Genomic DNA, 25124 nt, shown 5'->3' with positions numbered 1-25124 from the left:
GAGCAGGCGCAGCAGGCAGGATGGGCATCCTTCGACGGCGGCGACGGCCTTACGCGCGGCCTCGGCACGCCGGTGGACCTTGGCGAGGGCGGGCGGGACCGCGCGGGGCGAACGGTGACGTGCGGAAAACGTGATCACCCGGGACCGTTCTCGGAACTCTCACAGATGGAACATCGGGCCTTGGAAGCCATGGCTGCGGCTTGACTCAGGAGTCGTGGGCCCTGCTTCGGCCGGTTGTCAGTACTCCCCCAAGGCGGTGGCCCGACGCGTGGGGCTGCCCGCAGGCAGGTTTGTGGCGGTGAGGCAGCCGTCGATCAGGTGGGGCCGCAGTTGGATCCTGCGTAACTCGCGTCGGAGTTTGCGGTCGAGGTCGTCGGGTGTGTCGAAGGCGGTGGTGGCCATCGCTCTGCGCACCAGTGACCAGACGGCCTCGACGGGATTTAGGTCGGGTGCATAGGGCGGAAGCCGGACGGTGGTGAGCCAGTCGTGCTCGGCCTCGTACCGCTTCAGCCCCGCGGCCAGATGGGTGTTGAGGTTGTCCCAGACCACCACGATCGGGCCGTCGAGCTGGATATGTGGTTCGTCGCTCCGAGGTATTCCACTTTGCCGCCCAGGGGTACCAGGTGCAGTCCGCATGCGCCGGAGCGGGTGGGGGTGCGGATCGCCCGGTCGAAGCCGGGTCCGGTGTGGCGCAGGGTCCGTACGGCGCATCCTGTGCCGTACAGCAACGGTGGGGTGCGGTCGGGGAGCAGTTGGTCGAGGAGGGGGCCGGAGGCTGCGCCGGCGGCTACGCCGGCGGTGCCCGCGGAGATCTCGGTGCCGTCCTCCAGGCGCATGCCGGTGCACCGGCCGTTCGCGGTCGGCAGCTGGGATGCCCGGCCGTCGAGGACGGTGATACCCAGGCGGCGCGCGGACCAGGCATCGAGCGCCGCACGGGCCAGCGCGAATTTCGCCCGCGAGGCCGGGTGGTCAGGGCGTGGCGTCGGTGACCTCGGCGAAACAGTTGAGCATCGCGCCGGCCGCGGCCGTGGCAGCACCAAAGCGGTCGACGGCGGCGCGGCCCACCAGCCGCACCGGCTGGGGGGGGCCGCGCCGGCCCCCGGATGGCACCGTGCGCTTCGGCCGGCATAGCTGCAGCATGGATATGGGGCGAGAGCCGCGGTGGGAGAAGGACGCGATGATGGTGGAGATCGTGTTCGCCCTGGTAACGGCTGCTGCAGAGCCGTGTCGCCGGGAACGCGGCGAAGGGCGTAGTGCCGGTAGGTGACCCGCGCCCAGAACAGGCGCAGGGTGCGCGGGCCCTTCCACTCCAGTCCGGCACAGGACACCACAGGACCGTCGAAGAGCACCGGTTCATCGTAGAACTCGCTCCAGCGCGAGCAGTCGCATGCGAGAGCGAGGTCGTGCGCGGGTGGGGCCGACGTGGCGCGGACGCCCGGCGGCCCTGCCGTTTTGCAGCGCGGAGCGGCTGCCGGTGTCGGGCCGTCCGGTGTCCCGACGGCTGGTCAGTCCGCGTGGTCGAAGCGGGAGGGTCGGGCACGGCCGTGGCGGGTGGAGAGGAACTCCCTGAAGACGCGTGCGGAGCGCGGGTTCTGGGAGCACTGCCACACGCCGTGCGGGCAGTAGTCGGTGATGCTGTGGTAGAGCGGCTTGTGCTCGGTGATCCATGCCAGCATGTCGCGCATGTAATCGGGGTTGTCGCCGTTGCGGAACAGTCCCCATTCCGGGTAGGAGATCCGTTTGTCGTGCGCCCTGGCGAAATCGACCTGCTGCCCGAGTCCGTAGGGTTGGGTGACCTGCTCGTCGAAGCTGTTGCCGGGAGGCTGGTCGTAGGTGTCCATGCCGATGATGTCGACCACGTCGTCGCCGGGGTAGCACCTGGTCCAGGGGATGGCGTCCGGCCCGCGGTTGGGGGCGAAGTCGAAAAGGAACCGCTGTCCCTCGACAGAGCGCATGGCAGACACGATGCGCCGCCAGTACCGCTTCCAGTTCTCCGGGTCGGGCCGGCACCGGTGGGTGTAGTCGGAGCCGTTCATCTCCCAGCCCAGCACGATCACCGTGTCGGGCACCCCCAGGGCGACCAAGCGCCTGGCCAGCCGCTCGAAGTGGTGGTCGTACGCCCCGTCGGCGCCCGTGCGGATCAGCTCCGCCACCCGCCCGTCCGGGACCCGGGCCTCGTTGTGGTTCAGCATGGGTACGTTCAGGACGAAGAGCCGATCGGCTCTGGCCCTGCGCCATCGCGCCCAGCTCCGAAGGGAATCGGGTGCGCCTTCGATGTTCGCCCAGGTGTCGCCGGGCAGGTAGGTGTGCCCGGCGCGCACTTCTGCGCCGCCGAGCCAGCGCGAGAGCTCCCGCATCCGCTCTACACCGGGCGAGCCGTAGTGGAGGTAGGCGCCCACCGCGACGTCTGCCCCCGGGTTCTTGTCCGGATCCTCGTGCGGCGGCGCGGAGAGGGCACTTCCGGTGACGAGCAGGCCGACGGCGACCATGCTGGTACAGGCACCGGCGAGCCGGTGGCCCCGATGGGACATGACGCCTCCACGAGTTTCGCACCGATATACCTGCCAGTGACGTTAGAGATGTCATCCGACTCACGGTCTGTCCGGGGCCGTGAAGCTGGGCCATTGGAGGCAGGGCACGCCTCCGATCGGCCCGACCAGGTGAATCACCGGCCGAGCATCGCCTCGCCGCAGGGGGGCCGCGCCCGGTCCATCACACCGCGTGCGCGACCACCTGCGGCAGATGGGTGAAGAAGGAGACGGCTTCCGCTCGGCCCGACCAGGTGAATCACCGGCCGAGCATCGCCTCGCCGCAGGGGGGCCGCGCCCGGTCCATCACACCGCGTGCGCGACCACCTGCGGCAGATGGGTGAAGAAGGAGACGGCTTCCGCGCGCCAGTGGGGTGTCCAGGAGGCGGCCTCGGCCGTGGCGGTCCGCGCGTGACGGGCCACGTCCTCGCGCATCCGGGCGTCGATGCCGAGCCCCCGGGCGAGGTCGCGGATGCGTTCGACGGACTCCGGGTGCAGTCGGCATCGCCGAGCGCATCCTCCACCACGGCCCGCACGGCGCTGTCCGCGGCGGCCAGGACGGCGCGCACGGCGTACGTGCGTCGCCCCGCGCGGATGTCGGAACCCGCGCCGGCACCCTGTTCTTCGAACAGGTCGAGGTAGTCGTTGCGCATCTGGCCGGCGATGCCGAGCGCGGTGGCGTAGCGGCGCAACCGCTCGTCGTCGAGGGAGAGGTCGGCCCCGGCGGCCAGCAGACCCAGGCGCAGAGGTGCGAGGATCGAGTGGCGGGTGGACTTGAACTCGGTGACCGCGTGCAGCAGTTCCTCGTCGGGGACGGGATGCGAGTCCCGTTCCAGGTCGATGATCTGTCCGGCGACGGTCTGGGCGCCGGTGTCCAGCTGCACCGTCAGCATGGCCTGCTTGACCTCGGCGGACGCGGCGCCGTCGAGGAGGACGCGTACGGAGAGGAACCCGGCGAGGTCGCCCGCGAGGATGGCCGGCGCCGAGGCGGTGCGCTCCTCATCGGGGAAGTCCTGCCGGTACGCGTAGTACGTGGAGGGACCGCCGCGCCGTACCGGGCTGTCGTCGATGATGTCGTCGTGCACGAGCCCGTGGGTCTGCAGGAGTTCCAGGCTCAGCGCCGCCTCGTCCAGGCCCGGCACGTCCTCGTCGGTCACCAGCCGGGCCGCCTCGTACACGAGGGCTGGGCGCAGCCTCTTGCCGCCGCGCAGGGACAGGTCCCGCAGCAGCTCCAGGGCGCGGGGGGCGAAGCGGCCCAGGGCCGGGCAAGTCCATGCGGTCCGCCACCTCGTCGAAGTACGTCTCGAAGCGGGAGTCGAACCGCCGCGCGTGCTCGGCGGCCCGCCGGGCTGCGGCGGCCATGGGGGTGTCTGCACGGGGCCGGCCTTTCGGTGAGCGGGCAGGGGTGCGGGGTCGGCCGACCGGCGGAGGAACGGGCGTCGAACCCACCCCCTCGGTGTCGAGGGGCGACTCGCGCGACTGCACGACGCGGCGCACCCGAGGCGGGCTCGGGGCCGTGGGCAGCGTTCGGCCCGGGGCCGGCGCGTCGGGTGGAGGACTCCGTCGCCTAACCTCGTGCACGGGGACGTCGGATGTCGGATGCCGGATGCCGGATGCCGGATGCCGGATGCCGGATGCCGGATGCCGGATGCCGGATGCCGGATGCCGGATGCCGGATGCCGGATGCCGGATGCCGACGGAACCCCTGTGAGGAGGCGGTGGTGATCGGTAGGGGCGCGCGGTTGTTCGCGGGCGCCGTGGTCGTGGCCTGCGTGGTGCTCGTCGGCCCCAGTGGTCCGACCGGTGCCCCCCTCGCCGACCCACCGCCCGTCAAATCCGCCGGGAAGGTCGTACCGAACCGGGTCATGACGTGGAACATCTGCAACCCCTGCAAGGCGGCCAATGCCGACCGGGCAGCGGAGATCGCCGCGTACGCGCCCCAGGTCATCGGCCTGCAAGAGGCGTGCGTGCGCGACGTCGAGGAGATCCGGCGTCGTCTGGAGCGCGCTCACGGGCTGGTCTACCACGTCGAGTACGGGACGGTGCTTCGGAATTGGAACCGTTGCGGGGGATTGCCGTGGCGTCCGGGGGCCTACGGCCAGGCGGTGCTCTCGGCAGCGCCGATGACGGACCTCGTCCACGTGGAGTACCCCGACGGCGGGTCCGAAGACCGCGGCTACATGGCGGTCACGACCGCGGTGGGCGGCCGACCCGTCCGGGTCTTCAACACGCACCTCGCCGAACGGCGTCAAGGGGCGGTGCGAGCAGAGCAGACCGGCGTGCTCGCCGCCGCCGTCGCCCGGCACGACCGCGCGATCGTGCTCGGCGACCTCAACGCCGTGCCGGCCTCCTTCGAACTCACCGGAATCCGGGCACTGGCCGCGGATGCGGACCCCCGGTGCCGCCCCTCGTCCACCGGCGCCTGCGAGCCGACCACCGACTGGCAGAGCAAGTTCGACTACGTCTTCCTGCGGGGCGTCGTCCCGCTCGGGCACGAAGTGCACCCGAGCCCGTACTCGGACCACCACCTGCTGCACACCGACCTCGACACCTCGTGAGAGGGCAGGCATCCCTGGACTGCTGCGGGTCCTGCGAGAGGCCGATCCTGATCACGTCCTGCTCGACGGGACGCTCGCCGAGTGCTACCGCGTCGGCGACAGCCGGGCCGACTTCTCCCAGAAGCACCGCCGCCACGGCGTGAACGTGCAGGTCGTGGCCGATCCCGCGGGCAACCTGCCATGGATCTCGCCCGCGCTGCCCGGCCGTACCCACGACCTGACCGCCGCCCGCACCCACCGCATCACCCGAATCTGCGAACGCCAGGGCGTTCCCGTCCTCGCCGACCGCGCCTACATCGGAGCCGGCCCCTGGGTGACCACACCGATCAGACGGCTCCCGAACCGAGACCCCACCACAACCCGGCGAACGATCAACCGAGCCCTGTCAGCAGCGCGAGCACCAGTCGAGCGAAGCATCGCGCGACTGAAGTCCTGGCGAATCTTCCGCAGAGCCCGCTGCAGCCCCACCCGCATGACCGTCATCGCCGCAGCCGTCCTCACCCTGGAGCGTCAGCGCTGAAAAGGCTCACTGGCTGCTGCGGATATCGTCGATCCGCTTCGCCAGGTCCCGCGTCTGCGCGATCAACCGCGCCTGCGCCTGCTTCTGCTCCTCGTCGCCCCGGGCCTTGAACGCCGGGCTGAAGTGCGGCCGGAGCTGCGTCCACCAGCCGTAGTCCAGCATCGCCCACGCCTGCGGGCACAGCGGGGCCCGGGTTTTGGGGAGACGGCCGCTGTCGACCAGGGACCGCTGGTACTCCCGCGTGTCGCTGCCGTACAGGTAGCACAGGAAGTTGTAGGCCCGCTGCTGGGTGACGGGGTGGTCGCTCGACATACTCTCCAGGGTCGGCGTTCCCTCCTTGCGGGCGATCTCGTCGAAGAGGATCGCGGCGGCCAGCGACGGGCCCGGCCCGACCTCGTCGACGGTGTAGAAGGACGCGAAGCCGTCGGCCGCGTCCTCTTCGAGGCCGAGGTTGGCCAGCAGCAGCTGGCGCTGCAGCGCATGGCCCATCTCGTGGCCGAAGATGAACTCGGTGGACAGCACGGTCAGATCGTCGGTGTTGTACTCCGACGCCGGGAACGGGTCGGGCCGCTCGACGGTCTTCACGACGTCGGCGAAGGCCTTCCTGATCTCGGCCAGGAACGACGGCGGGACGAAGACCGTCCTGCCGTCGGGCTGGGTGACGGCGTCGGTGACACCGCGCGGGACGTCGCCGGTGACCTTCACGACCAGATCGTGCGGGAGGGTGAGCGTCCTGTTCACCCAGTCCGCCGTCCGCTCCAGCACCCGGGACTTCCGGATCAGGCCCACGACCTCCCGGTCCTGCGGTGCGACCGTACCGGTCTCGTAGACGACCGTGACCCGCCCGGAGCGCGCCGCCTGCGGGTGGGGCCCCGTCCCGGGCACCTGCCCGCCGCCTGCCGCCCCGCCACCGCACCCGGCCACGACTGCCCCGGCGAGGGCCAGCACGCCCGAGACCACGACGACGCGGGCCCTCCTTGAGCAACCGGCGGTGTTCGGCATCCTGATCGGCTCCCGTCGTGTGCTTCTCCCGCACCGATTCTGCGGCCGCCGGGAGGCCGCTGCCCGCCGGGCAGCCCGTTCGGGCGAGTACCCCGCCCACCCGCCCGGCGCCTGCCGACCAGGCCTCCTACGGCGCGCGGTGGCCGGTGGCGGCTTCCCGGTTCATGGCGCGCGTCACGGTGACGCGGACGTCCTTGCCGGCGGTTCTTCCGCCAGTGTTGTTGGCATGGTGACCCTCCTCCTTCTTCCGGGGTCTTTGGGGCTGAACTGGAGAGATCCTTGCTGGAGGGTGAGCAAGGAATGCAACAGGCCTGTTGCGCCGTGTGAGCGAAGCATCGCGCGACTGAAGTCCTGGCGAATCTTCCGCAGAGCCTGCTGCAGCCCCAACCGCATGACCGTCATCGCCGCAGCCATCCTCACCCCGGAGCGTCAGCGCTGAAAAGGCTCACTGACAGCACATCGGACTTACTCATCTAGACCCCCGGGATCTGCCGGGCCCGGAACGCCTCGCGGACCACGGCCGCCGCGCCCGCCCCGTACATGCGCTGCGCGGTCGCGATCGTCATCAGTGCCGCGTCCTGGAAGCTCGTGTCCGCCCGGAAGCCGAACTGCGCGTTCACGATGATCCGATCGGCCGTGCGGGCACCGAGGGCCCCGCGGATGTCGAACAGCGCCCGGGACCAGATCTCGCCGTCGGCGTGGACCTCCCCGACCCGGTCGGCGTACACCTTGTTCTCGTCGATGCGGCGCAGGCAGTGCGGGGCCGCGCTGTAGGAGACCGCGTCCCAGTCGGCGACGCAGGCCGGGTCGGCCTTGAGCGGCCAACCGTACTTCGCGGCGGCGTTCACGCCGACCGTGACGGCGAGGTAGTCGCCGAACGCCTCGCCGATCGCGCCGGCCTCCGGCGAGGTGCCGAAGCCGGGTACCTGCGCATGGTGCACCGCGTGCCCGTACTCGTGGAGGACGACCTCGGCGTCCTCGGCGTCGTCCACCCCGCCCTTGCCGAACCGGATCTCGGCCTTCTTGTCGGTGAAGTAGGAGTTGTCGGCGCCCCACTGGTTGATCCGGACCGGCTGCACGCGGTCGTTGGCGCCGGGCAGCTCGCTGCCGAAGCCGAGGCCCTGCAGGTACTCCTGCGCCTCGTTGACCCAGAAGTACGCCATCACCTGCTCGAACTGGTCGTCGGTACGGCTGTACTTCCCGACGTCCGCGAGCCTCGCCGAGGCGCCGGTGTCCGAGCGTACGGTCGCCCACCTGCCGGAGAGCGAACCGCTGCCGTCCAGATTCCGCAGCGCGGCCACGGCGTACGCGGATTCGGGCACGGCGGCGTTGCCGTCCTTGCCGTCGGTCAACGCCTGGTCGCCGGAGGACTGGACGGGGTTGACCATGAATATGCGGGCCTGGGGCAGCGCGGTAGCGGCACCGGCTGCGCTGCCGGTGGCGGCACCTGAGGCGGCGCCCGCGGGCAGGGCGGAGACCGGGGCGGCCAGGGTGAAGAGCGCCACGGTGGCGGTGGCCGCGGCGATGAGGCCGCGGGATGTGCGGCGAGCCATGAACATCCTCCTGTGATGGAGTGACTGGGAGGTGGTGTGCGTGGTGCGTGGTGCGTGGTGCGGCCGTGATCCTTGCGTACGCGGACCCCCTTTGACCAGGCCCGGGACGAGGTTGCCGCCGACGGCCGTCACCGCCATCCGCGCGCCTTGGCCGGGCAAGGGGGCGCCGTCTTCCCTCCCCTACCGCTCGGGGTCGCCGCGGACTGGCCGCACACATGCCGACTGCGCCGTGACACCGGGCCGGTGTGAGAGGACCACCACCGCTGTTCGTCGACTCAGCCGCGCTCGACTGCCCACCCGCCCGTGATGTCCTCCGCCGCGGGCAGCGTGAGAAGCGAGACGGCAGACACGACGACGACGCGCCGATCGAGACGGCCATTGCGCGCAGAGCGAGATCGGCTCCACCAATGTGTACCGGATCGATCCGGCGACGGGCGAAGTGCGGCTGGTCGCGGACTGCTTCGGAGCGCCGAACGGCTGGTCTTCTCGCCCGGCGAGCGGCAGCTGTTCGTCTCCGACACCCGCGCGGGCTGCATCCGGGTCTTCGACGTACGCGACGGAGGCACCCTGTCCGAGGGCACGGTCTTCGCCGAGCCCGGGGGCCGAGTGCCCTCTTCTCCCGCGCCGCCTTCCCCTCCTTCGCCGCCGCCCGCACCGACCCCGCCCTCGCCCTGACCACCCGGTCCCTCTTCGCCTTCGGCCTGGCCTGCCACCTCGACGGCCTGGCAGCCCTGATCGCATCGACCCGATCGGCGTGACCCGCCCCGGAAACCGGTCCACGCCCACTCCCGAGCCGGCCGCCGGCGCCTCGACGGCCTCCCCGATCAGCACCTCCTGGCGGGTGTTGCAGCCGTCCCCGGCCCGCAGGGCCAGCCTCCCGCCCACGGGTTCACCGCCTGGGGCGCCGGGCGCTCCTTTTCACCGGCGGAACGCCACGGCACCCCACGGCCGCCGGACCGGCGGTGGCCGCGGCCGGCTGCACGCCGACCTCCGGACTCCATCGGTCCCCCGATCGGCGGGCATTGCGGTTCGCGTCACGTGTCGTTGGTCCGGGCATGATCCGTACACCGCGCAGTCTCCATGCGCTCACAGCCGCCGTCAGTCTCGCGGCCGCAGCGCTCGCCACCACCGCCCTCGCATCGTCGGCGGGCGCAGCCACGCCCCGAGCACCCGAGCCGGCCGACAAGGTCACCATCGACGTGGCCTCGGTCAACGGCTCGGGGTGTCGGCCCGGCAGCGCCTCCGTCGCCGTCGCGCCGGACAACACGGCCTTCACCGTCACCTACAGCGAGTACCTCGCCAAGGCCGGCGCAGACACCAAGCTGCCCGACGGCCGCAAGAACTGCCAGCTCAGCCTGCGCATGAACGTTCCCCAGGGCTACACCTACGCCGTCGCCCAGGCCGACTACCGCGGATATGCAAACCTGGCGAAGGGAGCATCCGGCACCCAGAAGGCCAGCTACTACTTCCAGGGCATGTCCGAGTCGGCGGGCAGGAGCCACAAGTTCGACGGTGCGCTCGACGACAATTGGCAGGTGACTGACAGGGCGGGTCTTGAGGCCGTCGTGTGGTCCCCCTGCGGGGCGAAGCGGAACTTCAACATCAACACCGAGATGCGCGTGGACAAGGGAACGTCCGACCCGCGGACCACGAGTTTCATGGCCATGGACTCCACCGACGGCAGCATCAACACCATGTACCACTTCTCCTGGAAGAAGTGCCCGACCCGCTGAGGGCGAGCATCACCGGGCCGGCCGCCCCACCGGCGGCCGGCCACCCCTTATCCGCTCAACCGGCCGCCGCGGCCGGGCCCCGCCCCGAACCGGGGACGTCCTCCACCCTTCTCTGGACCAACGGCTGCTCATTCTCATGTGGTGGGCACGCCGCCCCGGGACCGTCTCCCGGGGCCTGCTTCCCTACCGCCGAGCGGCTCCGCGTACGACGCGTCACGTTCCGTCGGTGATGTAGTAGTCGTTTTCGAGGTACTCCAGGGTGTAGCTGCCGAGGTCGCTCTCGGAGAAGGCGACAGAGGCCCTGACCGCTTCGAGTGGCATCTCGATCTTGTCGGGGGTGCGCACCGCGATGCGCTGCGGATCGACCGTCGCGGTTTGCAGGGCCTTCTTCTGCGCTGGCGAGATCATCTGGAACACGGTGACGTACATCGACGTGCACGGACCGAATCCCATGTCCTGTGCCTTCTTCGCGCCGGGCCCGGCCACTTCGCAGACCGTGTCGATGTCTTCACGGCCGAGGGCGTGGAGGTACTGCTCGTACCGCTGGATCGCGCGCTCCTTCGTTCTGGGCGCGGGCTGGGGACCGGTCGGGGTGGTCGGCGGCTTCTCGGTCCGAGTGGACGCGGACGGCGTGGGCAACGGTTCTTGTGCGCGCGTGGACGCGGACGGCTGCGAAGGCTTCGCGTCCGCGTCCTCCTCCGATTGCTCCGGGCCGCACGCGACGCACGCCATCAGCGCCACGCAGGCCGATACTGCAACGCTTACCATCGTCCGCGTTCTCATCTGTCCCCTCCAACAGCCGACTGCACGTCAAGAGGTTAGGCCGGATTCGGGGGAACGGTTCCCGAGCCGCCCGGGAATGATCGGTGCCGCGCTCGTCGTCGTCCCGCCGACGCCCGCGAGTCGCCCCCCCCCGCCGGCGGCGTGGTCGAGCCCGGTTGTCTCGGTTTGGCCCTCAGTGCCGCGCGGCTCACCCGAGCCCGGTTCGGCTGCCTGCCTCGGAAGCGACGGCGACCACCGTTACGGAGGCGCCAAGCGCACCAACAAGGCCTTGGGCCAACAGGCTTGTCCGCTACATCGCCCTCGGCGAGGGCTACTTCCGTCTCTTGGGCTTGAATGCCACGGCCCTGCCGGGCCTTTCCTTCGATCTCCCCCGCCCCCGGCCGGGGCAGGGGCAGGGGCAGGGGCAGTAACCCGATCGCCCCCGTCCCGGTTGGGCCGTGCAAGATCAGCTCAACGGTGAAGGCGGATTCATGACGGCCGGCACGACCACGACCCGCACGACCACGGCAACGACCACAACCACGACCGCGACCCGCACCATCGGCCCGGGCCTGCTCACGGTGTTCGCCACCGTGCTGGCCCTCGGTACCGCGCCGGCGATGGCCGCCGGTACCGGTGACGACGCCTGGAAGGGAGAGGGCGGGCTCACGCTGAACGCCTCCGACAACGCCAAGGTCGACGCCTACGTCGACCGGGCAAAGGAGGCCGAGCAGCCGATCGGCACGGACGTACGAACCGCCGCCCTCGTCACGGGCGCGGAACTCATCGGCTTCGAGTACCGCCTGAAGTCGCCCGACTCCCTCAAGCGCAAGGTCGCCACCTCCCTCAAGGAGCACCCCGAGCAGAACGTGGACACGGTCCTGGCCGCACTGAGCGACGCCGTGCGCTACACCCTGCAGTGGCCGGACGGCGCCTACACCGACGGCGTGAACACCGCGTCCGCACTCTTGTCCGCCTGGGGCAACGACAGCACCAAGTGGTCCAACACCTGGGGTCGGTCCAGCGGATACAAGGGCCTCAACACCGGATGGCGCGCGCCGCACTCCGGGCAGCACTTCGAGGTCCAGTTCCACACCCCCGCCAGCAAGCACGCCCAGGAGGTGACCCACCTCCTGTACGAGGAGCAGCGCCTGCCCTCCACCACCCCGGCCCGCAAGAAGGAACTCCAGGCCCAGCAAGACGCCGTCTTCGCCGCCGTCCCGGTACCGCAGGGCGCTGACCGGCTGAGCCCGCCCGTGAGCCCGGCCGCCCCTGTGCCCGTCCCAGCGGCGCGCTGATCGGCCACATCGGCCACAGCAGCCCGGAACCCGTCGCCTGCCCCTCTCTCAACGGGTGGGGCGGGCGGCCGGTGCCACCCCTGCGGGAGACACCGACGCCGCCGACCTCAAGGAGGCAGCCGAGATCACGCTGCTCCCCCGGAACGCCTCCGACCGGCGGTCCTGAAGCCCTGACGTGCCACCTCGACGCGCCCGGCGGCGCGCGTCCCGCCAGGCCTTGCGCCCGGATCCGGGGCGAGGTATCCGGCGTTGCACTGCGCGGTCTCCCGCGGCCCGCGCCGCGACAGGTGGGCCCTTTGGCAGTGCGGGGCGGGGTGGTGGTGAGTCGGTGTCGGGATGACCGTAGGCCGGGGCGCCGGACCGTCGCCGGCGGTGGACGTGTCCACCACGTCGGCCGATGGCGGCAGTTCGGCGATGGCGGGGTCAGGCCGTCGTCTTCACCCGGGCGCGGCTCGAGGTCTCCTGCCGTACGACACGCCGGCGTCGGGACGGCAGGCCCGCGGTCGGGTTGGCGACGCCCCAGGCCGCACCCTTGCAGATCAGTTCCTTGTAGAGGGCGGCCACACGGCCCGTCAGGGCGCTGTCGACCGCCCGGTCGTCGGCGGTGACGAACTGGACCAGGCCGTCGTTGCGGCCGAGTGAGATGCACTGCTGGAAGTATCGGATGGAGACGTGGGGAAGCTTGGTGCCGGTGAGGCCGGCGGCGATGGCGTCGGCGGCCTGCCAGGCCATGGGGACGCCCGAGGCGCAGGACATGCGGAGGGGCTTGTCCTGGGGGCCGATCGCCATCGCCGCGTCGCCCACGGCGTACACGTCCGGGTGGGAGACCGAGCGCATCGTGGTGTCGACCACGATCCGGCCGCGGTCGGTGACCTCCAGGGTGGTGGCCTGGGCGATCGGGTGGACGGCGAAGCCGGTGGTCCAGACGGTGACCTCGGCGGGAATGGTCAGGCCGTCGGTCGTCGTCACGCCGTCCGCCTCCACGGCGGTGACCGCGGTGTGTTCGTGGACCGTGATGCCGAGCTTGTCCGCCACCTTCCGCAGGTGGGCGCGGCCCTTCTCCGAGAGCCAGTCGCCGAGGGCGCCGCGGGCGGCCAGGGCGACGTCGAGGTCCGGGCGGGCCTCGGCGATCTCGGTCGCGGCCTCCAGACCGGTCAGGCCGCCGCCGACCACGATCACGGGCCGGCCGGCGTCGAGGGCGGCCAGGCGGTCGCGGAGGCGGAGGGCGCCGGAGCGGCTGGAGATCTCGTAGGCGTGTTCGGCGGCGCCGGGGACGCCCCCGTCGTTCCATCCGCTGCCGAGGGCGTAGACGAGAGTGTCGTACGCCAGTTCCTCCTGCTGCGGGCCGTGCGCGGGGGTGACCGTGACCGTCTTGCGGTCCACGTCCACGGCGGTGACGTTCGCGAGCTTCAGTTCCACGCCCGTGCCCGCGAACATCTCGCTGAACGGCCGGGGCTTGAGGTCCTGGCCCGCAGCGAGCTGGTGCATCCGGACGCGCTCGACGAAGTCGGGCTCGGCGTTGACGAGGGTGATGGTGACGTCCTCGCGGTGCAGCCGCTTGGCGAGGCGGCCGGCCGCGACGGCTCCGGTGTAGCCGGCTCCGAGGACGACGATGCGGTGCTGCATGGGCCTGCTCCTGTCTGCGAGGGTTCCGCCGTTGTCTGCGCGGTTTCGCCTCTTGAACCGGGCAGCCCGGCGTTTCCTGACAGGACCGCGATGTGAAGCAGGTCACATCGGATCAGAGGGTGTGGAGCGGGGAGCCCCCGTGGTCCGCGGTGGCCCACTGCTCGGTCGCACGGACGAGCTTGTCGGGGTTGACCTGGTTACGGACCGCGGCGATGCCGTCCGCGGTGACCTCCAGGCACGTGATCGCGACGACCCGGCCGTCCACGACCGCCACGATGGCGGGCCCGCCGTTGGCGGTCGTGGCGTAGATGTCGGGCGCGCCGCCGACATAGGACCGCTTGGCGTCGCTGGGCTTGAACAGGCCGCGCAGGAACGTGGCCACCGCGAGCGCGCCCTCGAACGCCTTCGCGCGGGCCGGGACCTTCCCACCGCCGTCGCCGACCGAGACGGCGTCCTGGGTGAGGAGGCGTACGAGGGGTTCGGTACGCCCGCTGGTCGCCGCGGCCAGGAACTCTTCCACGATCCTCCGGGCGGCGGCCTCGTCGATCTCGGTGCGCGCCTTGCCGTCCGCGACGTGCTTCTTGGCCCGGTGGTAGATCTGCTGGCTGGCGGCTTCGGTGATGTCCAGGATCGCGGCGATCTCCCGGTGCGGGTAGTCGAAGGCCTCACGCAGGACGTATACCGCCCGCTCGTTGGGCGACAGGCGCTCCAGCAGGACGAGGACGGCGTACGACACCGACTCGCGCTGCTCGGCGGTGTCGGCCGGGCCGAGCATCGGGTCCCCGGCGAGCAGCGGCTCGGGGAGCCACCTTCCCACGTACGTCTCACGCCGGGCACGCGCCGAAGTGAGCTGGTTGAGGCAGAAGTTGGTGAGGACCTTCGTCAGCCAGGCCTCGGGCACCTCGATCCGCTCGACGTCGGCCGCCTGCCAGCGCAGGAACGTCTCCTGCACGGCATCCTCCGCCTCACTCGCCGAGCCGAGCATCCGGTACGCAATGGCCTCCAGCCGGGGCCTGGCAGCCTCGAACCGGTCCACGTCGCTCATGATCAGGGCCATGCTCGCGATCCTATCCGCGCGTGGGGCGGAACGGCAGGCGGGATAGCCCCCGTGAGCATACGGGCCTGGCCCGGGCCGAGATGGGGCACGAGGGGGTCCTGCCGCCGGGTCCAGTTCACGAAAACGGGAGACGCCGCCCAGCCACCGGGGCAGTTCGTCCAAACGGGGTTGGGTTCGGACGAACAACGTCATGACAGGTGCGGGCCAGCAGAGGCCACCAGTCGTGCTCCATAAGTAGGGCGCCGCCCCGGCAGCGCCGGGGCCGAACCGGGCCGGGCGGCGGGCCGTGCGGTCCGGGCCGCACCAGGTCCGGGCCGCCCATCGTCGGGCCAGTTCTTCCACGAATCCAGGCAATGCCTCGGGGCGGCGGTGGTCGGCCAGGACGTCCGCTCCCAGCTGTGCCGGCCACGGGCGTTCGCCCCGCGCCCGGCCGTGCGCTGCCGGCACGCCGCCGGCGACCGTCCTGGGTGGCCAGTGAGGGGACCAGCGGGATCAGGCCTGCCTCTGCCAGGTGGTCTTGACCGTTTGCCAGGTGACCTCGACCGCCCGGTTCGGTTCCTACTCCCCGCCGTCAGCGCTCCGGTTCAGCCTTCGGCGCCGGCTCTTGTCGGAGTGGCGCACCACGTCGCCCGCAGCGAGCGTCACGGTCGACACGGCGCGGACCCACCGGGGCCCACCGCGCTCGGCCCACACCACACAGACGCACCCGCCGACCGCGAGCGCCAATAGACCGAGCAGCACCAGAACAACCACGTTCCCCACCCTCTGCCTTCATTCGAACGGTCAAAACCAGGCGGCAGGAAGCCACTCGTCGTCAAACTCCCCTGACACACGGTCAAAGTCTCATGTCAGAGGACACCACGGGATGGTCAAGGAGCGGTCACACGCCCATCCTGCACAACCACCCAGCGCTCTGACCCGTGGAAATGAGCTGTGAGACTCCCAGGGTACCGGGACTGCTCGCAGAGGACTCACCCCGGCGGCGTCACACGCGGGTTCCACGGACGTGGCCGTGCTGTGCCGCGCCGGGGGCACGGCGTGACGAGCCTCGTCGTCACGGCGCTGTGCCACCGGGCCTTGTGATGGAGCGTGCTGGTTGGCCGGTTGAGGACGGCGGGGCGGGTGGGCACGGGTCAGACGGCTTCCGCTTCGATGATTGAGGTCAGTGCGGGGGTCGGCACGATGCGGCTGAGGCATCAGGTCATGCAGCGGCGAGCCAGAGCGGTGGCCGTTGCTGGTGGCCGGCTCCGGCACGGGGCGCAGACAAGGACGGACATGCGCCTGTCGGGAAAGGAGGGGGCGGTACTTGCCATTACATGGATCAACTGAGAGCGGACAGTTGAAGAAGTCTGACAGGGCGATCATGGAAATCTTCGAGGCCCTGGACGCCACCGAGTGTGCGCATTCCGCGGCTGCGCTGGCGGGGGTCGATCCGAAGACCGTGCGGAGGTACGCACGGATGAGGGACACCGGTCGGCCGGTCACCGGTCCGGTCCGGCGCCCGAAGATGATTGACCCCTTCATGCCGAAGGTGGCCTGGTCGCGTTTCCGGGTGGTGATCCCGACCTGGACCGTACTCTTCCGACCCTGGTGGCCTGCATCGACTCTACTTTGCGGGCGATCGGCGGGGCTCCGACCTATGCGCTGACCGACAACGAGAAGACGGTGACGATCGACCTGGTCGCCGGCGTCGCGGTCCGCCACCCCGAAGTCGTCGTGACGGGACGCCATTACGGGATGCAGGTCCACACCTGCGTCCCGTTCGACCCCGAGTCGAAGGGCGGGTCGGAGGCCACGGTCCGCATCGCGAAGGCGAATCTGGTGCCGACCACGGCGAATCTGCGCAAGGAGTACGACAGCCTCGCCGAACTCCGCGGCGAGTGCGCGATCTTCTGCCGGGTGGTGAACAACCGGATCCACGTCCGAAGGAGAGCATCGTCGAGGTGCCGAGCACGCGCAGCATGCGATGACGTCCGACGCCGTGAGCGTCCCGGCCTCGAAGGCCGCCGACAGCCGGCGGACGTGGCCCGAGCGGCGGTGAGGCGCGAGTTGGCCGGCCGCCACGTCGCGCCGCAACTGCCCCAGTGCCTCGGACCCGTCGGCCGGAGGAGTCGGGTGGGGCGCGATGCGTACGCCACAGGAAGCGCACGACCTCGGTATCGGTGGGCAGCGGAGCGGCGCCCTCGTGCTGTTCGGCCGCCAGGCGACGCAGGAGGTCGACTGCGGCCACCGCCGCCCCATGGACCTCCTCGTACGGTGCGTCGTACGAACCGGCTCCCATGACGCGCCTCCCCCATGGATGTTCTCTGGATCAAAAACAGTGCACCACGGAGGTCTGACAAGGCTTCGTCGGACCAGGCACGGTGTGGGGCCCCCTTCTGCGGAGTGGCGCCCGTACGATGACGCCCGGTGAACGGCGTGAGGGTGCGGTCTGTGCAGGTTGACGGGTGGGCACCGACCCTGACGCTGCGGATCACGAAGCAGAAGGCACACACCTGGCGGCCCTTCCGGTCACAAACAAGGGGAGTCCGCGCCATCTCGCCTCGCGAGAACCTTGTGCGACAGGGCGGGTGGCAGGCTGAATTCACGGCTGGGTACCCGGGGGGGCGACGGCCGTCGGAGCACACATCTACCGGGGGGATCACATGGCAATACGGATGCGGGCGCGTGGCCTGGTCACGGCGGCCGTGGCTGCCGCGCTGTTGGCGGTGGCTTCAGGGTCCGAGGCCGTCGCTGTCGAATGGCGGCCCCGGCCGGGCATGGTCTACCTCTCCGACATGCCGAAGGACGGCACGACCTGGTACGGGGTGCCGGCCGCGCGAGGCTGGCGCTCCCCCGCGTGTGGCCGGTCCTGGCCCGTGCCCGAGGTCAACGTCTGGAGCCGATCGGTCAGCACATCCGAAACGGCCAGTGGCGGCCAGACCACCGTCGTGTTCCAGACGGAGGCGGAGGCGATCGCGTTCGCGGCCTACGCGCGCCAGGTCTACGCGGACTGCCCCACCAACCGCGACGACAGCCCCGACACCATCGAAACGGCCTACGACTACGGGGCTGTGGATGTGGAAGAAGGAGCCACCGTCCAGGGCATGCGTGTCACCTACACCTTCAACGACAACCACCACAACCACTTGTTCGGTGTGGGCCGCGACGGCGACACCGTCACGCTCATCGAGTGGGAGAGCAACTGGAGCGCCCCGCCGGTCGACTACTTCAAGAGCGTCACGGTCAAGAACGTCGTCAACCGCCTCTACTGAGGGCTCGGACCGCCTACTGGGGCAACCTGCGTGGGGCGGGGCCGCTGCGGGGAGGGTGTTCACTCCCGGTCGGGAAATGCGGCAGGGTGCCTTCGGGGCGGACCTGGAAGGGGCGAGGAACCGGGCTGTCCGGTCGATGCCGACACGCCCGCTCAGATGCGGTGGATCGGCGGCCCCGTCGACGAGGATCGCACCTGCGGCCACCGCCCCGCGTCTCCCGTCGGAGTCACCATGACCCCTGCCTCGAACCCACCTCGCCCACGCCGCTCCCGGGCGTCGATCCTGCCGGTCCTGCTTCCCATCGCGGTCCTGATCCTGGTGACGGTATCCGTGGGGTCGTGGCTGCAGTTGACCGAGCGGGAGGCGATCGACACGGTCCGAACGGTAGGGTCCGCAGCCGGCGACCGGGTGGACGTGGAGGCCACCGTCCAAAGCGTCGACGCAGCGGCCAGAGAGCTGGTACTGCGGGTCCGGGTCGCCCCGCGCGGCACCCTCGGCGAGGAGGAGGAGACCGCCCCGGTGGCCGACCTGAGCCTCCAGACGTCCGTGGCAACGCTCGGCGACCTGGAGTTCGAGGCGCACGAGCGGCTCGCGACCAGGGACGTGCAGGTCGCGCTCGCAGACGGATCGATCAGCGACTACCCGTTCGACACCTACGAGACCGACATCGGCTTCAGAGCACTGCTGGGTGGCAAGCAGGTGCCGGTGCGGCTGCTGTTCTCCAACAACGACGTGCTCTTCTCCATCTCCGCGACACCCACGCCCTTCCCGCAGGCGGCCGTCGTGCGGGTGGAGCTGTCCCGATCCGGCAGCCTGCTCGTCTTCGCGGTCTTCATGATCGTCGTGATGTGGGCGCTCGCGGCGTCCGTGATCATCGGGGCCTGGTACCTGACGACCCGACGCGAGGGCCTGGTCTGGCCCGCCCTTGCCTGGATGGCCGCCACCCTGTTCGCTCTGTCAGCGTTCCGCAACACGGCCCCCGGCACACCCCCGATCGGCTGCGCGATGGACTGGATGGCCTTCCTGTGGGCAGAGACCATCATCGCCCTCTGCCTGATCGCCGTGGTCCTCACCGGCGTCCGCGCCGCCCTCCACCCAGACGACACCCACCACACCCGGTGACCGGAGTCAGCGAGTCGAGGGCCTGGACGGAGCGGTGAACTCCGCGTTTGAGCCTCTTCTGTGGGGGTTCCGCAGCGGCGCCGGCCGAGCCACCGGGTCGGGTAGCTTGATCGGCATGGATCAGGGGCGGGTACGTGAAGCGTTCCGTGTGGAAGCCGGGCAACTGGTCCAGGAGATGACCGGCGTCTCGCAGGCCGAGTGGCATCTGCCGACCCGGTGTGCCCCGTGGACGGTGGCCGAGCTGCTGGGGCACGTCCAGGTCGTGATTGCCTGGGTGCCCGGCATGTTGGCCGCGCAGGCGCCGGTCCGCGCCGAGGTGTCGGCATCGGAGTACTACCGACCCGACGACCGTTTTGCCCCGGACACCAATGCGGCTCGAATCGCACTGGCCCAGGACCATGCGGCAGGGCGTGTGGGCGGGGCCGGCCTCGTCGAGGGTTTCGACGCTACCTGGCGGGAGGTGGACCGCTTGTGCCGTGCCGAGGCGGACGGGCGTGTCGTCCGTACCCGGCACGGTGATCCGATGCTGCTGTCAGAGTTCCTGGTGACGAGGGTGGTCGAGGTTGCCGTGCACGGCCGGACCTGGCCGACGCGCTGGGGCGTAAGCCGTGGTTGACCCCGCAGGCCGCGGACGTGGTGCGGGATCTCCTGCTCGGCCCGCACGGTGAGGCAACGCTTGAGAAGTTGGGCTGGGGCCGACTTCGCTTTCTGCGCAAGGCGACGGGACGTGATCCGATCACCGGGGAGGAAGCGGCGGAGGTTGACCGCCTGGGCATCCGGTGGATCACGCTGGGTTGAGTCGCAGGGAGTACTGGTTGTCGGTCGCCCCCGGCGGCCTTGAGCGTGATGACTCGTCGGCAGAAGGGCTCCGCCGCGGGCCGCGCCAGTCGCAACCGTCGACGGGCCCTGTCGTTAGCCGGGCGGAGAGACGAAACGACCATGCTGGACGACCGGGCGGGGCCGCGGGACTGATGACACACATCGGCGCACGGCACCGGCTTGCTGAACGCGGCTGGGTCCGGGGCGGCCGGTGAGGGGCTGTCGAGGAGGGGGACGGAGCTCGTCGATCCCCCTCTGCGCGCGGCCGTGGCGCGGTTGCACCCGTCCCTGGCCCGTGTGCCGCTACCACCCGGGGTGGGATGCCGATGCCGGTGACTCCTCTGAAGCGGTGTTCAGGGTGGGTAAACGGGTCAGGGCCGCGCTTGCGTGCTTTCGGTCCGCTCTGTCGGCGCACCGGAGCGCTTCGCTGCGATTGCCGGTACGGCCGTGGAGCTCGTGCACCAGCTTTCGCTGCTCCACGACGACGTCATGGACGGCGACACCGAGCGGCGGGGCAAGACGGCCGCTTGGGCCCGGTTCGGTACCGGTGCCGCTGTGCTCGCCGGGGACGCTCTGGTCGTCCAGGCTGTCGCCACGGTCGTGCGGGCGCAGGCGCCGGGCGCTCGCGCGGCCACCGAAGACCTGGTGGTGGCCGTGGAGCAGATGGTGGACGGTCAGGCGGAGGACCTCGCCTTGGAGGGCCGGCCCCTGGGTGTCGGCACGGACCTGCTGCGCGAGAAGACGCTGCCGCTCGTCCTGGCCGCGCAGTCGCCTACCGCCGAAGGCCGGCAGGTTGCCGATCTACTCGCCGCCGCACCGGTGGCCCCGGCCGCTGTCCCCGAGGTCATGGGCCTGTTGGAGGCCACCGGCAGCCGTGAACAGGCCGAGGAGGCAGCCGGCCGGTACGTGGCATCGGCTCTTTCCGCTCTGGACGAGGGCGTCCCCGAGAACCCGGCAGCAATGGCTCGCACTCGTCGACTGCCTTTCCCGCCGCAGACGATGACGGCGACCGCCCCGTACGAGCCCGCGCCACGTTCCGCGTACGAAGAGGAGACCGACGGTGCCGCCCCGTGCGTACGCCCTGCGCGTGCACCACGTCCACAAGGCCTACCGGTCGCGTCGTGTGCTGCAGGGCGTCTCGCTCTGCCTTGAGCCGGGCACGCTGGCGGGAGTCGTGGGCGAGAACGGCTCGGGCACGAGCACCCTGCTGCGCGTGCTGTGCTGGCAGATCGCCGCCGATGCAGGCGAAGTGGAGCACCGCGGTTCGCTGGGGCACTGCCCGCAGGAGGCGGTGCCCAACGAGGCGCTCACCGTCGAGCAGCACCTGCGCTGGTTCCAGAGGGCCTACCGGCTGCAGAGCACCGTCCGTGCGGAGGAACTGTTGGAGGACTGCATTTCACCGAGTACCGGCACGTGCGAGTGGAGCGGCTCAGTGGCGGCACCCGGCAGAAGTTGAGGTGGTCGCACTGCACGAGACCGCCGGGACTCCGGGACTGCCGCGGGGCCGCAGTCCGGCTCACTGTCGGGCATGCGACCCGCCGGCACTGGGGCCGGAGCCGGAGCCGCCACTGGAGTCGGAGCCGGCACCGGAGCTGCTCAGGACCCTGGCCGTGAAGGCGGCCAGTTCCGCCCGAAGGCGCTCGCGGGGCATCTTCTGCCGGTCGACCAGGTGGTCACTGCGACCTGCTGTCGTCAAGCCGTCCGAGAAGGTCGGTCACGGCAGCCGCCTGGATCGCCGGCGCCCATCGCGACTGGAGTCCATTAGGGCGGGCGCACTCTCGGCGTACAGCACTTCGTAATAGCCGCTATTCGACAGGACGACGAGGAAGCAGGGTGCGTTGCCTTCCTTGTCGGTGCCCAGACGGTAGACCTCCAGCCACAGAGGATTGTCATTTCGACCCAGGGGCGGACAGGGGGGCAGGGCGACCTCCTCGGCGGAGTACAGCGGTACCACCGTGACGCCGCCCTGCCGCCTGTAGTCGATCTCTACCGAGCCCACTGGTGAGACGAACCCGAGCCGCACCGCGGCGTCGAAGTCGACGTGGCGGACGCCGAGCCGGCGGGCGGCCTGGTGTGGGCCGAGGGGGACGTGCCGGTCGAGCAGGGCCTGCAGGTCCCGGCGGCGCGCGAGGACGGCCACCTGGTCCGGGTGGACGTCGGGGATTCGGCGTCCCCACCGAGGCGGACCAGCAGGCCGGGCCCCGGCGAGGTGGCCGACCGCCGCCGCGGTCACCCGCGGACGGCACCGCAACGGCGCCCCCAGGGCTCTCCGTCAACCGGTCCGCAGCCCACTCCGCACCCATAGGACCCCGCAGCGCCGCCCGGACCGCCTCCAGGTCGGCGGCCTCCACCACCGCCCGGTGAAGCCGCCAGCCGGGCGAGCCCGGTCGGCGGCAGCTGCCCAGCGGTGTCCCATACCTGCCTGCGCCGCAGACCAGGGCCTCAGGCGGCGAACGGGTTGGTGTGGCCGGGCAACTGCTGCCCCGGGCGCAGGAACCGCCGGCCGCCCTGTTCGTCGCGCACCGCAATAAACCCGGCGTCCGTCAGCCGCTGTGCGATCTTCCCGCGGCGGATCGCGCCCACCTTGAACGCCACGGTGAAGAGCAGCGCGACCGCCGCGCCGGAGGCGACTGCTTCGACCGGCGACCTGTCGATGAGGAGGAGGACGGTCAGGACCGCGCAGGCGAGGTAGCCCTTCACCTTCTGGCTCCGGTCGGCGACGTACATGGCCATGACGTCGAAGGTGATGAGGTCCTTCAGCACGGCCACGGCACCGACCGCTTCGGGGAGCGGCTTCAGCGAGCCCTGCTCCAGCCCCGGCGCTGTCCCGCCGTTGCCCGCCTGGGGATGGGCGGTGATGGTGGCCGCCTCGCGGACGCGCGCGTCGGGCTGCGGGTCCCGGTACATCCGGACCTGGACGAGCGAGTTCTTGAACCCGGTCCTGTACGCCATGCCGTACATGTAGCCGTACTGCTCCGCCACGTGCGCCAAGGCGGCCGCCTTCCGCGTGGAGCCCTGGGCGGCGATCTCGACGATGTCCTGCTGACGAGCGATCTGCTGGAGCATCCCCGCAATATGACGTTCTACGGACACCCTGTTCCCCGCCCCCTGGGGCCCCACGCCTGGAGCCGACCGGTGCACAGCCTAAAGGGTGCGCCGCCCCCGCGCGCCTCGTACACCCGCACTCCTCCAGCACCGCCAACGGCGCCGTTCCCGGCGCAGTCATCCGGCCCACCGACGCCCCGAACGCTCCAGGGCATAGATGCCGCCGAGCCGTACCGCAAGTTCGTCGTCGCCGAGCTGGCCCACTGCCGCCGTGTACCGCTCGGTGATCTGCCCCTTGGCAGTGAGGTCGACTGTCTCCACTGTGGCGCGGGTAGTTTGCGCGGTGTAGATGAGTGCGCCGATTGCTGCCAGGGCGGCTACGCCTGCCATCCGTGTCTGGGCCCATTGAACGACGAGCTGACCTTTCGGAGAAGGCTCGCGGGCTGCAACCCGCCTGTCCGGCTCGGACGTCGGCGTGGCCTCTTCCTCCTCCTCGCCATTGGGGGCGGAGGATTCTCCGACGGCTTCCCCTTCTTCCTCTGGTGCTGGCCGCTGCTCAACGATGCGCCCGGCACCGGCAGGCGGTGCGGCCTCATCATGTGGGGCGCCACCCTCCGCGTCAGATGGTGGGTTCGTTGCGTCACCGGTCTGGTCTGCCTGCTCGCTGATGGCCTCGGCCATTCGTCCCTCCGGTTGGATCACATACGACTCGGAGGGACGCTATCGACTGTGCCGGGTTCTACGGACACTTCAGGCCGGGGCCTACCTGCCGGCCGAGGTCGGGGCGAGGCTGCCGACCAGCTCGCGGCGGCGCGGCGTCCGGCGCTGGTAGCACGCGGTCAGCCCTGGCACCTGCTCGGCGAAGGTCACCTTCGGACAGGCCCCCCTTCTTCTGGACGGCACAGTGGCCGTCACGAAATATCCGCCACAGCCTATTTCCCCACCCGCCGCTCAGGTGCAGGCCGGACATGCTCACTTGGATTCCCCGCGCTGGAACAGGCGGTGGGTACACCGATGGCTTGAGCGGCGGTCGCCGCTGAGCGGGTTGGCGAGGAGAGCGGCTACCCATGGCCTACCTGACGAATGATCATCTGGCGGGTTCGTGGGACCAGGAGCGCGGCCAGGGTCGGTCTCGACGCAGAACCGCCGACTCGCTGGATACGGAGAGCGAGCCGGTCGGCGGTTGCCCGGCTATCGGTGTACTCGTCTCTGATCGTGCGGAGGTCGTGAGTTCGAGCTCTGACCGGGTAGACGGTCGGCTTGGTGATGTCCCGAGGCCGCCTCGCGGGTTTGAGCCCGGTGCTGCGACTGACGAACCTGGCGAAGAGTCGTGTCCTGTCCTACCGGCTCGAGGCGCGGCCAACCGCCCCCGCTACGTCCTACTCCTCCGGCTCCCAGGCGCGGAGCAGGTCGAGCAGCCCTGCGTCTCCGTCAACGTGCAAGGAGTCGGCGGAGATACGGTCGTACAAGTAGAGGACCAACTCACTGGCCGTGCCATGGATGGAGGCGCCGGCTGCCTCCGAGTCCTCGCCGGTCACGGCAGTGGGCGCAGGGATGCGGGTGGAGCGTGCGCCGTCGCCGTCGACCGTGAGGCGCCAGGAGCGGCCCTCGGCGGTGTGGAAGTCGAAGGCCGTGGGCTTGTGCGGCCAGGCGCTGGGCGTCGCGACGCAGGTGAACAGGAACTCCTCGCCACCGTCGAGGGCGACCTCGGCCGGCAGCGGCTGCGCGGCGCCCGCGGCGAGCTGGGCGTCGTAGGTGTGCACCGCGCTCTCCTGGACCCGGTGCCGGGCGACTCCGCCAGAGGTCCGCGGCGTCTGCAGGCCACTCCACCACGCCCAACAGCCGGCGTCCGGTCCTGCCTCGCGCAGGGCGCTCAGCAGAAGCTGCGTCGACGCGGCCAGCCAGGCCAGCAGGGCCTCACGCTCCCGCGGCACTTCCAGAGCGGCGCGCGCAGCGGTGGCCTCGGCCGGGGGAGCGTCGGCAGGCCCCGCGCCGACGATGGCGGCCCAGTAACGGTCTCCCCCACCCAGGTGCTTCACCAGATCGAACAGCGTCCACCCGGGGCAGGTCGGCACCCGTGCGTCGAGACTGGGCGCGGCAGCGACCGCGGTGCGGAAGGCGGTCGACCGTTCGTCGATCAGTCGCAGCAGGTCAGGGAACTCAAGATTCTTTTCCACGCCGGACATCTATCACCGTGCTCCGGTGATCGGACAGCGATTTTCACAGTCGCGTCGAAACCCCAGCCAC

Annotated in this window: 21 protein-coding genes and 3 pseudogenes; 11 read left to right on the top strand and 13 right to left on the bottom strand. The window is 70.7% G+C overall.

Annotated features, from left to right (window positions below; all coding sequences use genetic code 11):
* Positions 1-237: 237 nt before the first annotated feature.
* From AB0447_RS15305 to AB0447_RS15295, 3 genes are all read right to left on the bottom strand, one after another.
* Complete coding sequence (locus AB0447_RS15305; protein ID WP_366477103.1) at positions 238-711, bottom strand: transposase; 474 nt, start codon at positions 709-711, stop codon at positions 238-240.
* A gap of 794 nt (positions 712-1505) precedes the next feature.
* Positions 1506-2531: a glycosyl hydrolase gene (locus AB0447_RS15300; RefSeq protein ID WP_366477102.1), complete on the bottom strand. Its 1026-nt coding sequence runs from the start codon at positions 2529-2531 to the stop codon at positions 1506-1508.
* Positions 2532-2665: 134 nt separating this feature from the next.
* Complete coding sequence (locus tag AB0447_RS15295) at positions 2666-3904, bottom strand: polyprenyl synthetase family protein (protein WP_366477101.1); 1239 nt, start codon at positions 3902-3904, stop codon at positions 2666-2668.
* Positions 3905-4204: 300 nt separating this feature from the next.
* Here AB0447_RS15295 and AB0447_RS15290 point away from each other — a divergent pair, with 300 nt between their 5' ends.
* Positions 4205-5086 (top strand): endonuclease/exonuclease/phosphatase family protein, encoded by an 882-nt coding sequence (locus tag AB0447_RS15290; protein WP_366477100.1) that lies wholly within the window; start codon positions 4205-4207, stop codon positions 5084-5086.
* Positions 5085-5606, top strand: a pseudogene (locus tag AB0447_RS15285) (transposase family protein); the annotation flags it as partial. The gene AB0447_RS15290 and the pseudogene AB0447_RS15285, both read left to right, overlap by 2 nt.
* A gap of 6 nt (positions 5607-5612) precedes the next feature.
* Here AB0447_RS15285 and AB0447_RS15280 read toward each other — a convergent pair.
* On the bottom strand, positions 5613-6608 hold the full coding sequence (locus AB0447_RS15280; protein ID WP_366477099.1) for a DUF4344 domain-containing metallopeptidase: 996 nt from the start codon (positions 6606-6608) through the stop codon (positions 5613-5615).
* Between the two features lie 316 nt (positions 6609-6924).
* Here AB0447_RS15280 and AB0447_RS15275 point away from each other — a divergent pair.
* Positions 6925-7047, top strand: a pseudogene (locus AB0447_RS15275) (IS5/IS1182 family transposase); the annotation flags it as partial.
* Positions 7048-7081: 34 nt separating this feature from the next.
* On the opposite strand, the gene AB0447_RS15270 reads toward AB0447_RS15275, so the two are convergent.
* Positions 7082-8161, bottom strand: a complete 1080-nt coding sequence (locus AB0447_RS15270) for a M4 family metallopeptidase (protein WP_366477098.1) — start codon at positions 8159-8161, stop codon at positions 7082-7084.
* A gap of 357 nt (positions 8162-8518) precedes the next feature.
* Between AB0447_RS15270 and AB0447_RS15265 the strand changes: the two are divergent.
* A pseudogene (locus AB0447_RS15265) lies at positions 8519-8755 on the top strand (SMP-30/gluconolactonase/LRE family protein); the annotation flags it as partial.
* Positions 8756-9216: 461 nt separating this feature from the next.
* On the top strand, positions 9217-9894 hold the full coding sequence (locus AB0447_RS15260) for a DUF4360 domain-containing protein (RefSeq protein ID WP_366477097.1): 678 nt from the start codon (positions 9217-9219) through the stop codon (positions 9892-9894).
* A 213-nt stretch (positions 9895-10107) separates the two neighbouring features.
* Here AB0447_RS15260 and AB0447_RS15255 read toward each other — a convergent pair whose 3' ends face one another.
* Positions 10108-10635 (bottom strand): hypothetical protein, encoded by a 528-nt coding sequence (locus AB0447_RS15255; RefSeq protein WP_366477096.1) that lies wholly within the window; start codon positions 10633-10635, stop codon positions 10108-10110.
* A gap of 512 nt (positions 10636-11147) precedes the next feature.
* On the opposite strand from AB0447_RS15255, the gene AB0447_RS15250 reads away from it, so the two are divergent.
* Positions 11148-11954: an ATP nucleotide 3'-pyrophosphokinase gene (locus AB0447_RS15250; protein WP_366477095.1), complete on the top strand. Its 807-nt coding sequence runs from the start codon at positions 11148-11150 to the stop codon at positions 11952-11954.
* 423 nt (positions 11955-12377) lie between these two features.
* Here the strand turns inward: AB0447_RS15250 and AB0447_RS15245 are convergent, their stop codons facing one another.
* The 3 genes from AB0447_RS15245 to AB0447_RS15235 all read right to left on the bottom strand — a co-directional run bounded on the left by AB0447_RS15245 (position 12378) and on the right by AB0447_RS15235 (position 15390).
* The gene (locus tag AB0447_RS15245; RefSeq protein WP_366477094.1) at positions 12378-13580 is read right to left on the bottom strand and encodes an FAD-dependent oxidoreductase; all 1203 of its coding nucleotides are present in this window, start codon (positions 13578-13580) and stop codon (positions 12378-12380) included.
* 112 nt (positions 13581-13692) lie between these two features.
* Entirely contained in the window at positions 13693-14637 is a 945-nt protein-coding gene (locus AB0447_RS15240) for an RNA polymerase sigma-70 factor (RefSeq protein ID WP_366477093.1), read from the bottom strand.
* 558 nt (positions 14638-15195) lie between these two features.
* Positions 15196-15390, bottom strand: coding sequence for a hypothetical protein (locus AB0447_RS15235; protein ID WP_366477092.1), 195 nt, complete (start codon positions 15388-15390; stop codon positions 15196-15198).
* Positions 15391-17282: 1892 nt separating this feature from the next.
* On the opposite strand from AB0447_RS15235, the gene AB0447_RS15230 reads away from it, so the two are divergent.
* The 5 genes from AB0447_RS15230 (at position 17283) to AB0447_RS15210 (ending at position 21288) form a co-directional block, all read left to right on the top strand.
* Positions 17283-17891, top strand: coding sequence for a hypothetical protein (locus tag AB0447_RS15230; protein WP_366477091.1), 609 nt, complete (start codon positions 17283-17285; stop codon positions 17889-17891).
* A 231-nt stretch (positions 17892-18122) separates the two neighbouring features.
* Positions 18123-19013 (top strand): DUF4436 family protein, encoded by an 891-nt coding sequence (locus tag AB0447_RS15225; RefSeq protein ID WP_366477090.1) that lies wholly within the window; start codon positions 18123-18125, stop codon positions 19011-19013.
* A 115-nt stretch (positions 19014-19128) separates the two neighbouring features.
* Entirely contained in the window at positions 19129-19629 is a 501-nt protein-coding gene (locus tag AB0447_RS15220; protein WP_366477089.1) for a maleylpyruvate isomerase N-terminal domain-containing protein, read from the top strand.
* Between the two features lie 590 nt (positions 19630-20219).
* Entirely contained in the window at positions 20220-20984 is a 765-nt protein-coding gene (locus AB0447_RS15215; RefSeq protein ID WP_366477088.1) for a polyprenyl synthetase family protein, read from the top strand.
* 22 nt (positions 20985-21006) lie between these two features.
* Complete coding sequence (locus AB0447_RS15210; RefSeq protein WP_366477087.1) at positions 21007-21288, top strand: ATP-binding cassette domain-containing protein; 282 nt, start codon at positions 21007-21009, stop codon at positions 21286-21288.
* A gap of 258 nt (positions 21289-21546) precedes the next feature.
* Here the strand turns inward: AB0447_RS15210 and AB0447_RS15205 are convergent, their stop codons facing one another.
* The 4 genes from AB0447_RS15205 to AB0447_RS15190 all read right to left on the bottom strand — a co-directional run bounded on the left by AB0447_RS15205 (position 21547) and on the right by AB0447_RS15190 (position 25063).
* Positions 21547-21972: a hypothetical protein gene (locus AB0447_RS15205; RefSeq protein ID WP_366477086.1), complete on the bottom strand. Its 426-nt coding sequence runs from the start codon at positions 21970-21972 to the stop codon at positions 21547-21549.
* A 302-nt stretch (positions 21973-22274) separates the two neighbouring features.
* Positions 22275-22898 carry a hypothetical protein gene (locus AB0447_RS15200; RefSeq protein WP_366477085.1) on the bottom strand — a complete coding sequence of 208 codons (624 nt, stop codon included), beginning with the start codon at positions 22896-22898 and terminating at the stop codon, positions 22275-22277.
* Between the two features lie 156 nt (positions 22899-23054).
* A complete protein-coding gene (locus AB0447_RS15195; RefSeq protein ID WP_366477084.1) occupies positions 23055-23558 on the bottom strand; it encodes a hypothetical protein in 504 nt (167 codons plus the stop codon).
* 698 nt (positions 23559-24256) lie between these two features.
* The gene (locus AB0447_RS15190) at positions 24257-25063 is read right to left on the bottom strand and encodes a maleylpyruvate isomerase family mycothiol-dependent enzyme (RefSeq protein WP_366477083.1); all 807 of its coding nucleotides are present in this window, start codon (positions 25061-25063) and stop codon (positions 24257-24259) included.
* Between the last annotated feature and the right edge of the window lie 61 nt (positions 25064-25124).

The organism is Streptomyces sp. NPDC051211, assembly GCF_040689505.1.
In the GTDB taxonomy this organism is placed as follows: domain Bacteria; phylum Actinomycetota; class Actinomycetes; order Streptomycetales; family Streptomycetaceae; genus Streptomyces.
Note: the sequence above shows the minus strand (reverse complement) of the source record. Positions and strands in the feature narration are given on the sequence as shown.

What these genes read in the sequence shown, in the direction of transcription:
- AB0447_RS15280 (WP_366477099.1), bottom strand. Translation starts at nt 6,608, where the DNA reads ATGCCGAACACCGCCGGTTGCTCAAGGAGGGCCCGCGTCGTCGTGGTC.
- AB0447_RS15195 (WP_366477084.1), bottom strand. Translation starts at nt 23,558, where the DNA reads ATGGCCGAGGCCATCAGCGAGCAGGCAGACCAGACCGGTGACGCAACG.
- AB0447_RS15220 (WP_366477089.1), top strand. Translation starts at nt 19,129, where the DNA reads ATGGATCAGGGGCGGGTACGTGAAGCGTTCCGTGTGGAAGCCGGGCAA.
- AB0447_RS15305 (WP_366477103.1), bottom strand. Translation starts at nt 711, where the DNA reads ATGCGCCGTACGGACCCTGCGCCACACCGGACCCGGCTTCGACCGGGC.
- AB0447_RS15250 (WP_366477095.1), top strand. Translation starts at nt 11,148, where the DNA reads ATGACGGCCGGCACGACCACGACCCGCACGACCACGGCAACGACCACA.
- AB0447_RS15225 (WP_366477090.1), top strand. Translation starts at nt 18,123, where the DNA reads ATGACCCCTGCCTCGAACCCACCTCGCCCACGCCGCTCCCGGGCGTCG.
- AB0447_RS15230 (WP_366477091.1), top strand. Translation starts at nt 17,283, where the DNA reads ATGGCAATACGGATGCGGGCGCGTGGCCTGGTCACGGCGGCCGTGGCT.
- AB0447_RS15270 (WP_366477098.1), bottom strand. Translation starts at nt 8,161, where the DNA reads ATGGCTCGCCGCACATCCCGCGGCCTCATCGCCGCGGCCACCGCCACC.
- AB0447_RS15300 (WP_366477102.1), bottom strand. Translation starts at nt 2,531, where the DNA reads ATGTCCCATCGGGGCCACCGGCTCGCCGGTGCCTGTACCAGCATGGTC.
- AB0447_RS15290 (WP_366477100.1), top strand. Translation starts at nt 4,205, where the DNA reads ATGCCGGATGCCGGATGCCGACGGAACCCCTGTGAGGAGGCGGTGGTG.
- AB0447_RS15200 (WP_366477085.1), bottom strand. Translation starts at nt 22,898, where the DNA reads ATGCTCCAGCAGATCGCTCGTCAGCAGGACATCGTCGAGATCGCCGCC.
- AB0447_RS15240 (WP_366477093.1), bottom strand. Translation starts at nt 14,637, where the DNA reads ATGGCCCTGATCATGAGCGACGTGGACCGGTTCGAGGCTGCCAGGCCC.
- AB0447_RS15245 (WP_366477094.1), bottom strand. Translation starts at nt 13,580, where the DNA reads ATGCAGCACCGCATCGTCGTCCTCGGAGCCGGCTACACCGGAGCCGTC.
- AB0447_RS15190 (WP_366477083.1), bottom strand. Translation starts at nt 25,063, where the DNA reads ATGTCCGGCGTGGAAAAGAATCTTGAGTTCCCTGACCTGCTGCGACTG.
- AB0447_RS15260 (WP_366477097.1), top strand. Translation starts at nt 9,217, where the DNA reads ATGATCCGTACACCGCGCAGTCTCCATGCGCTCACAGCCGCCGTCAGT.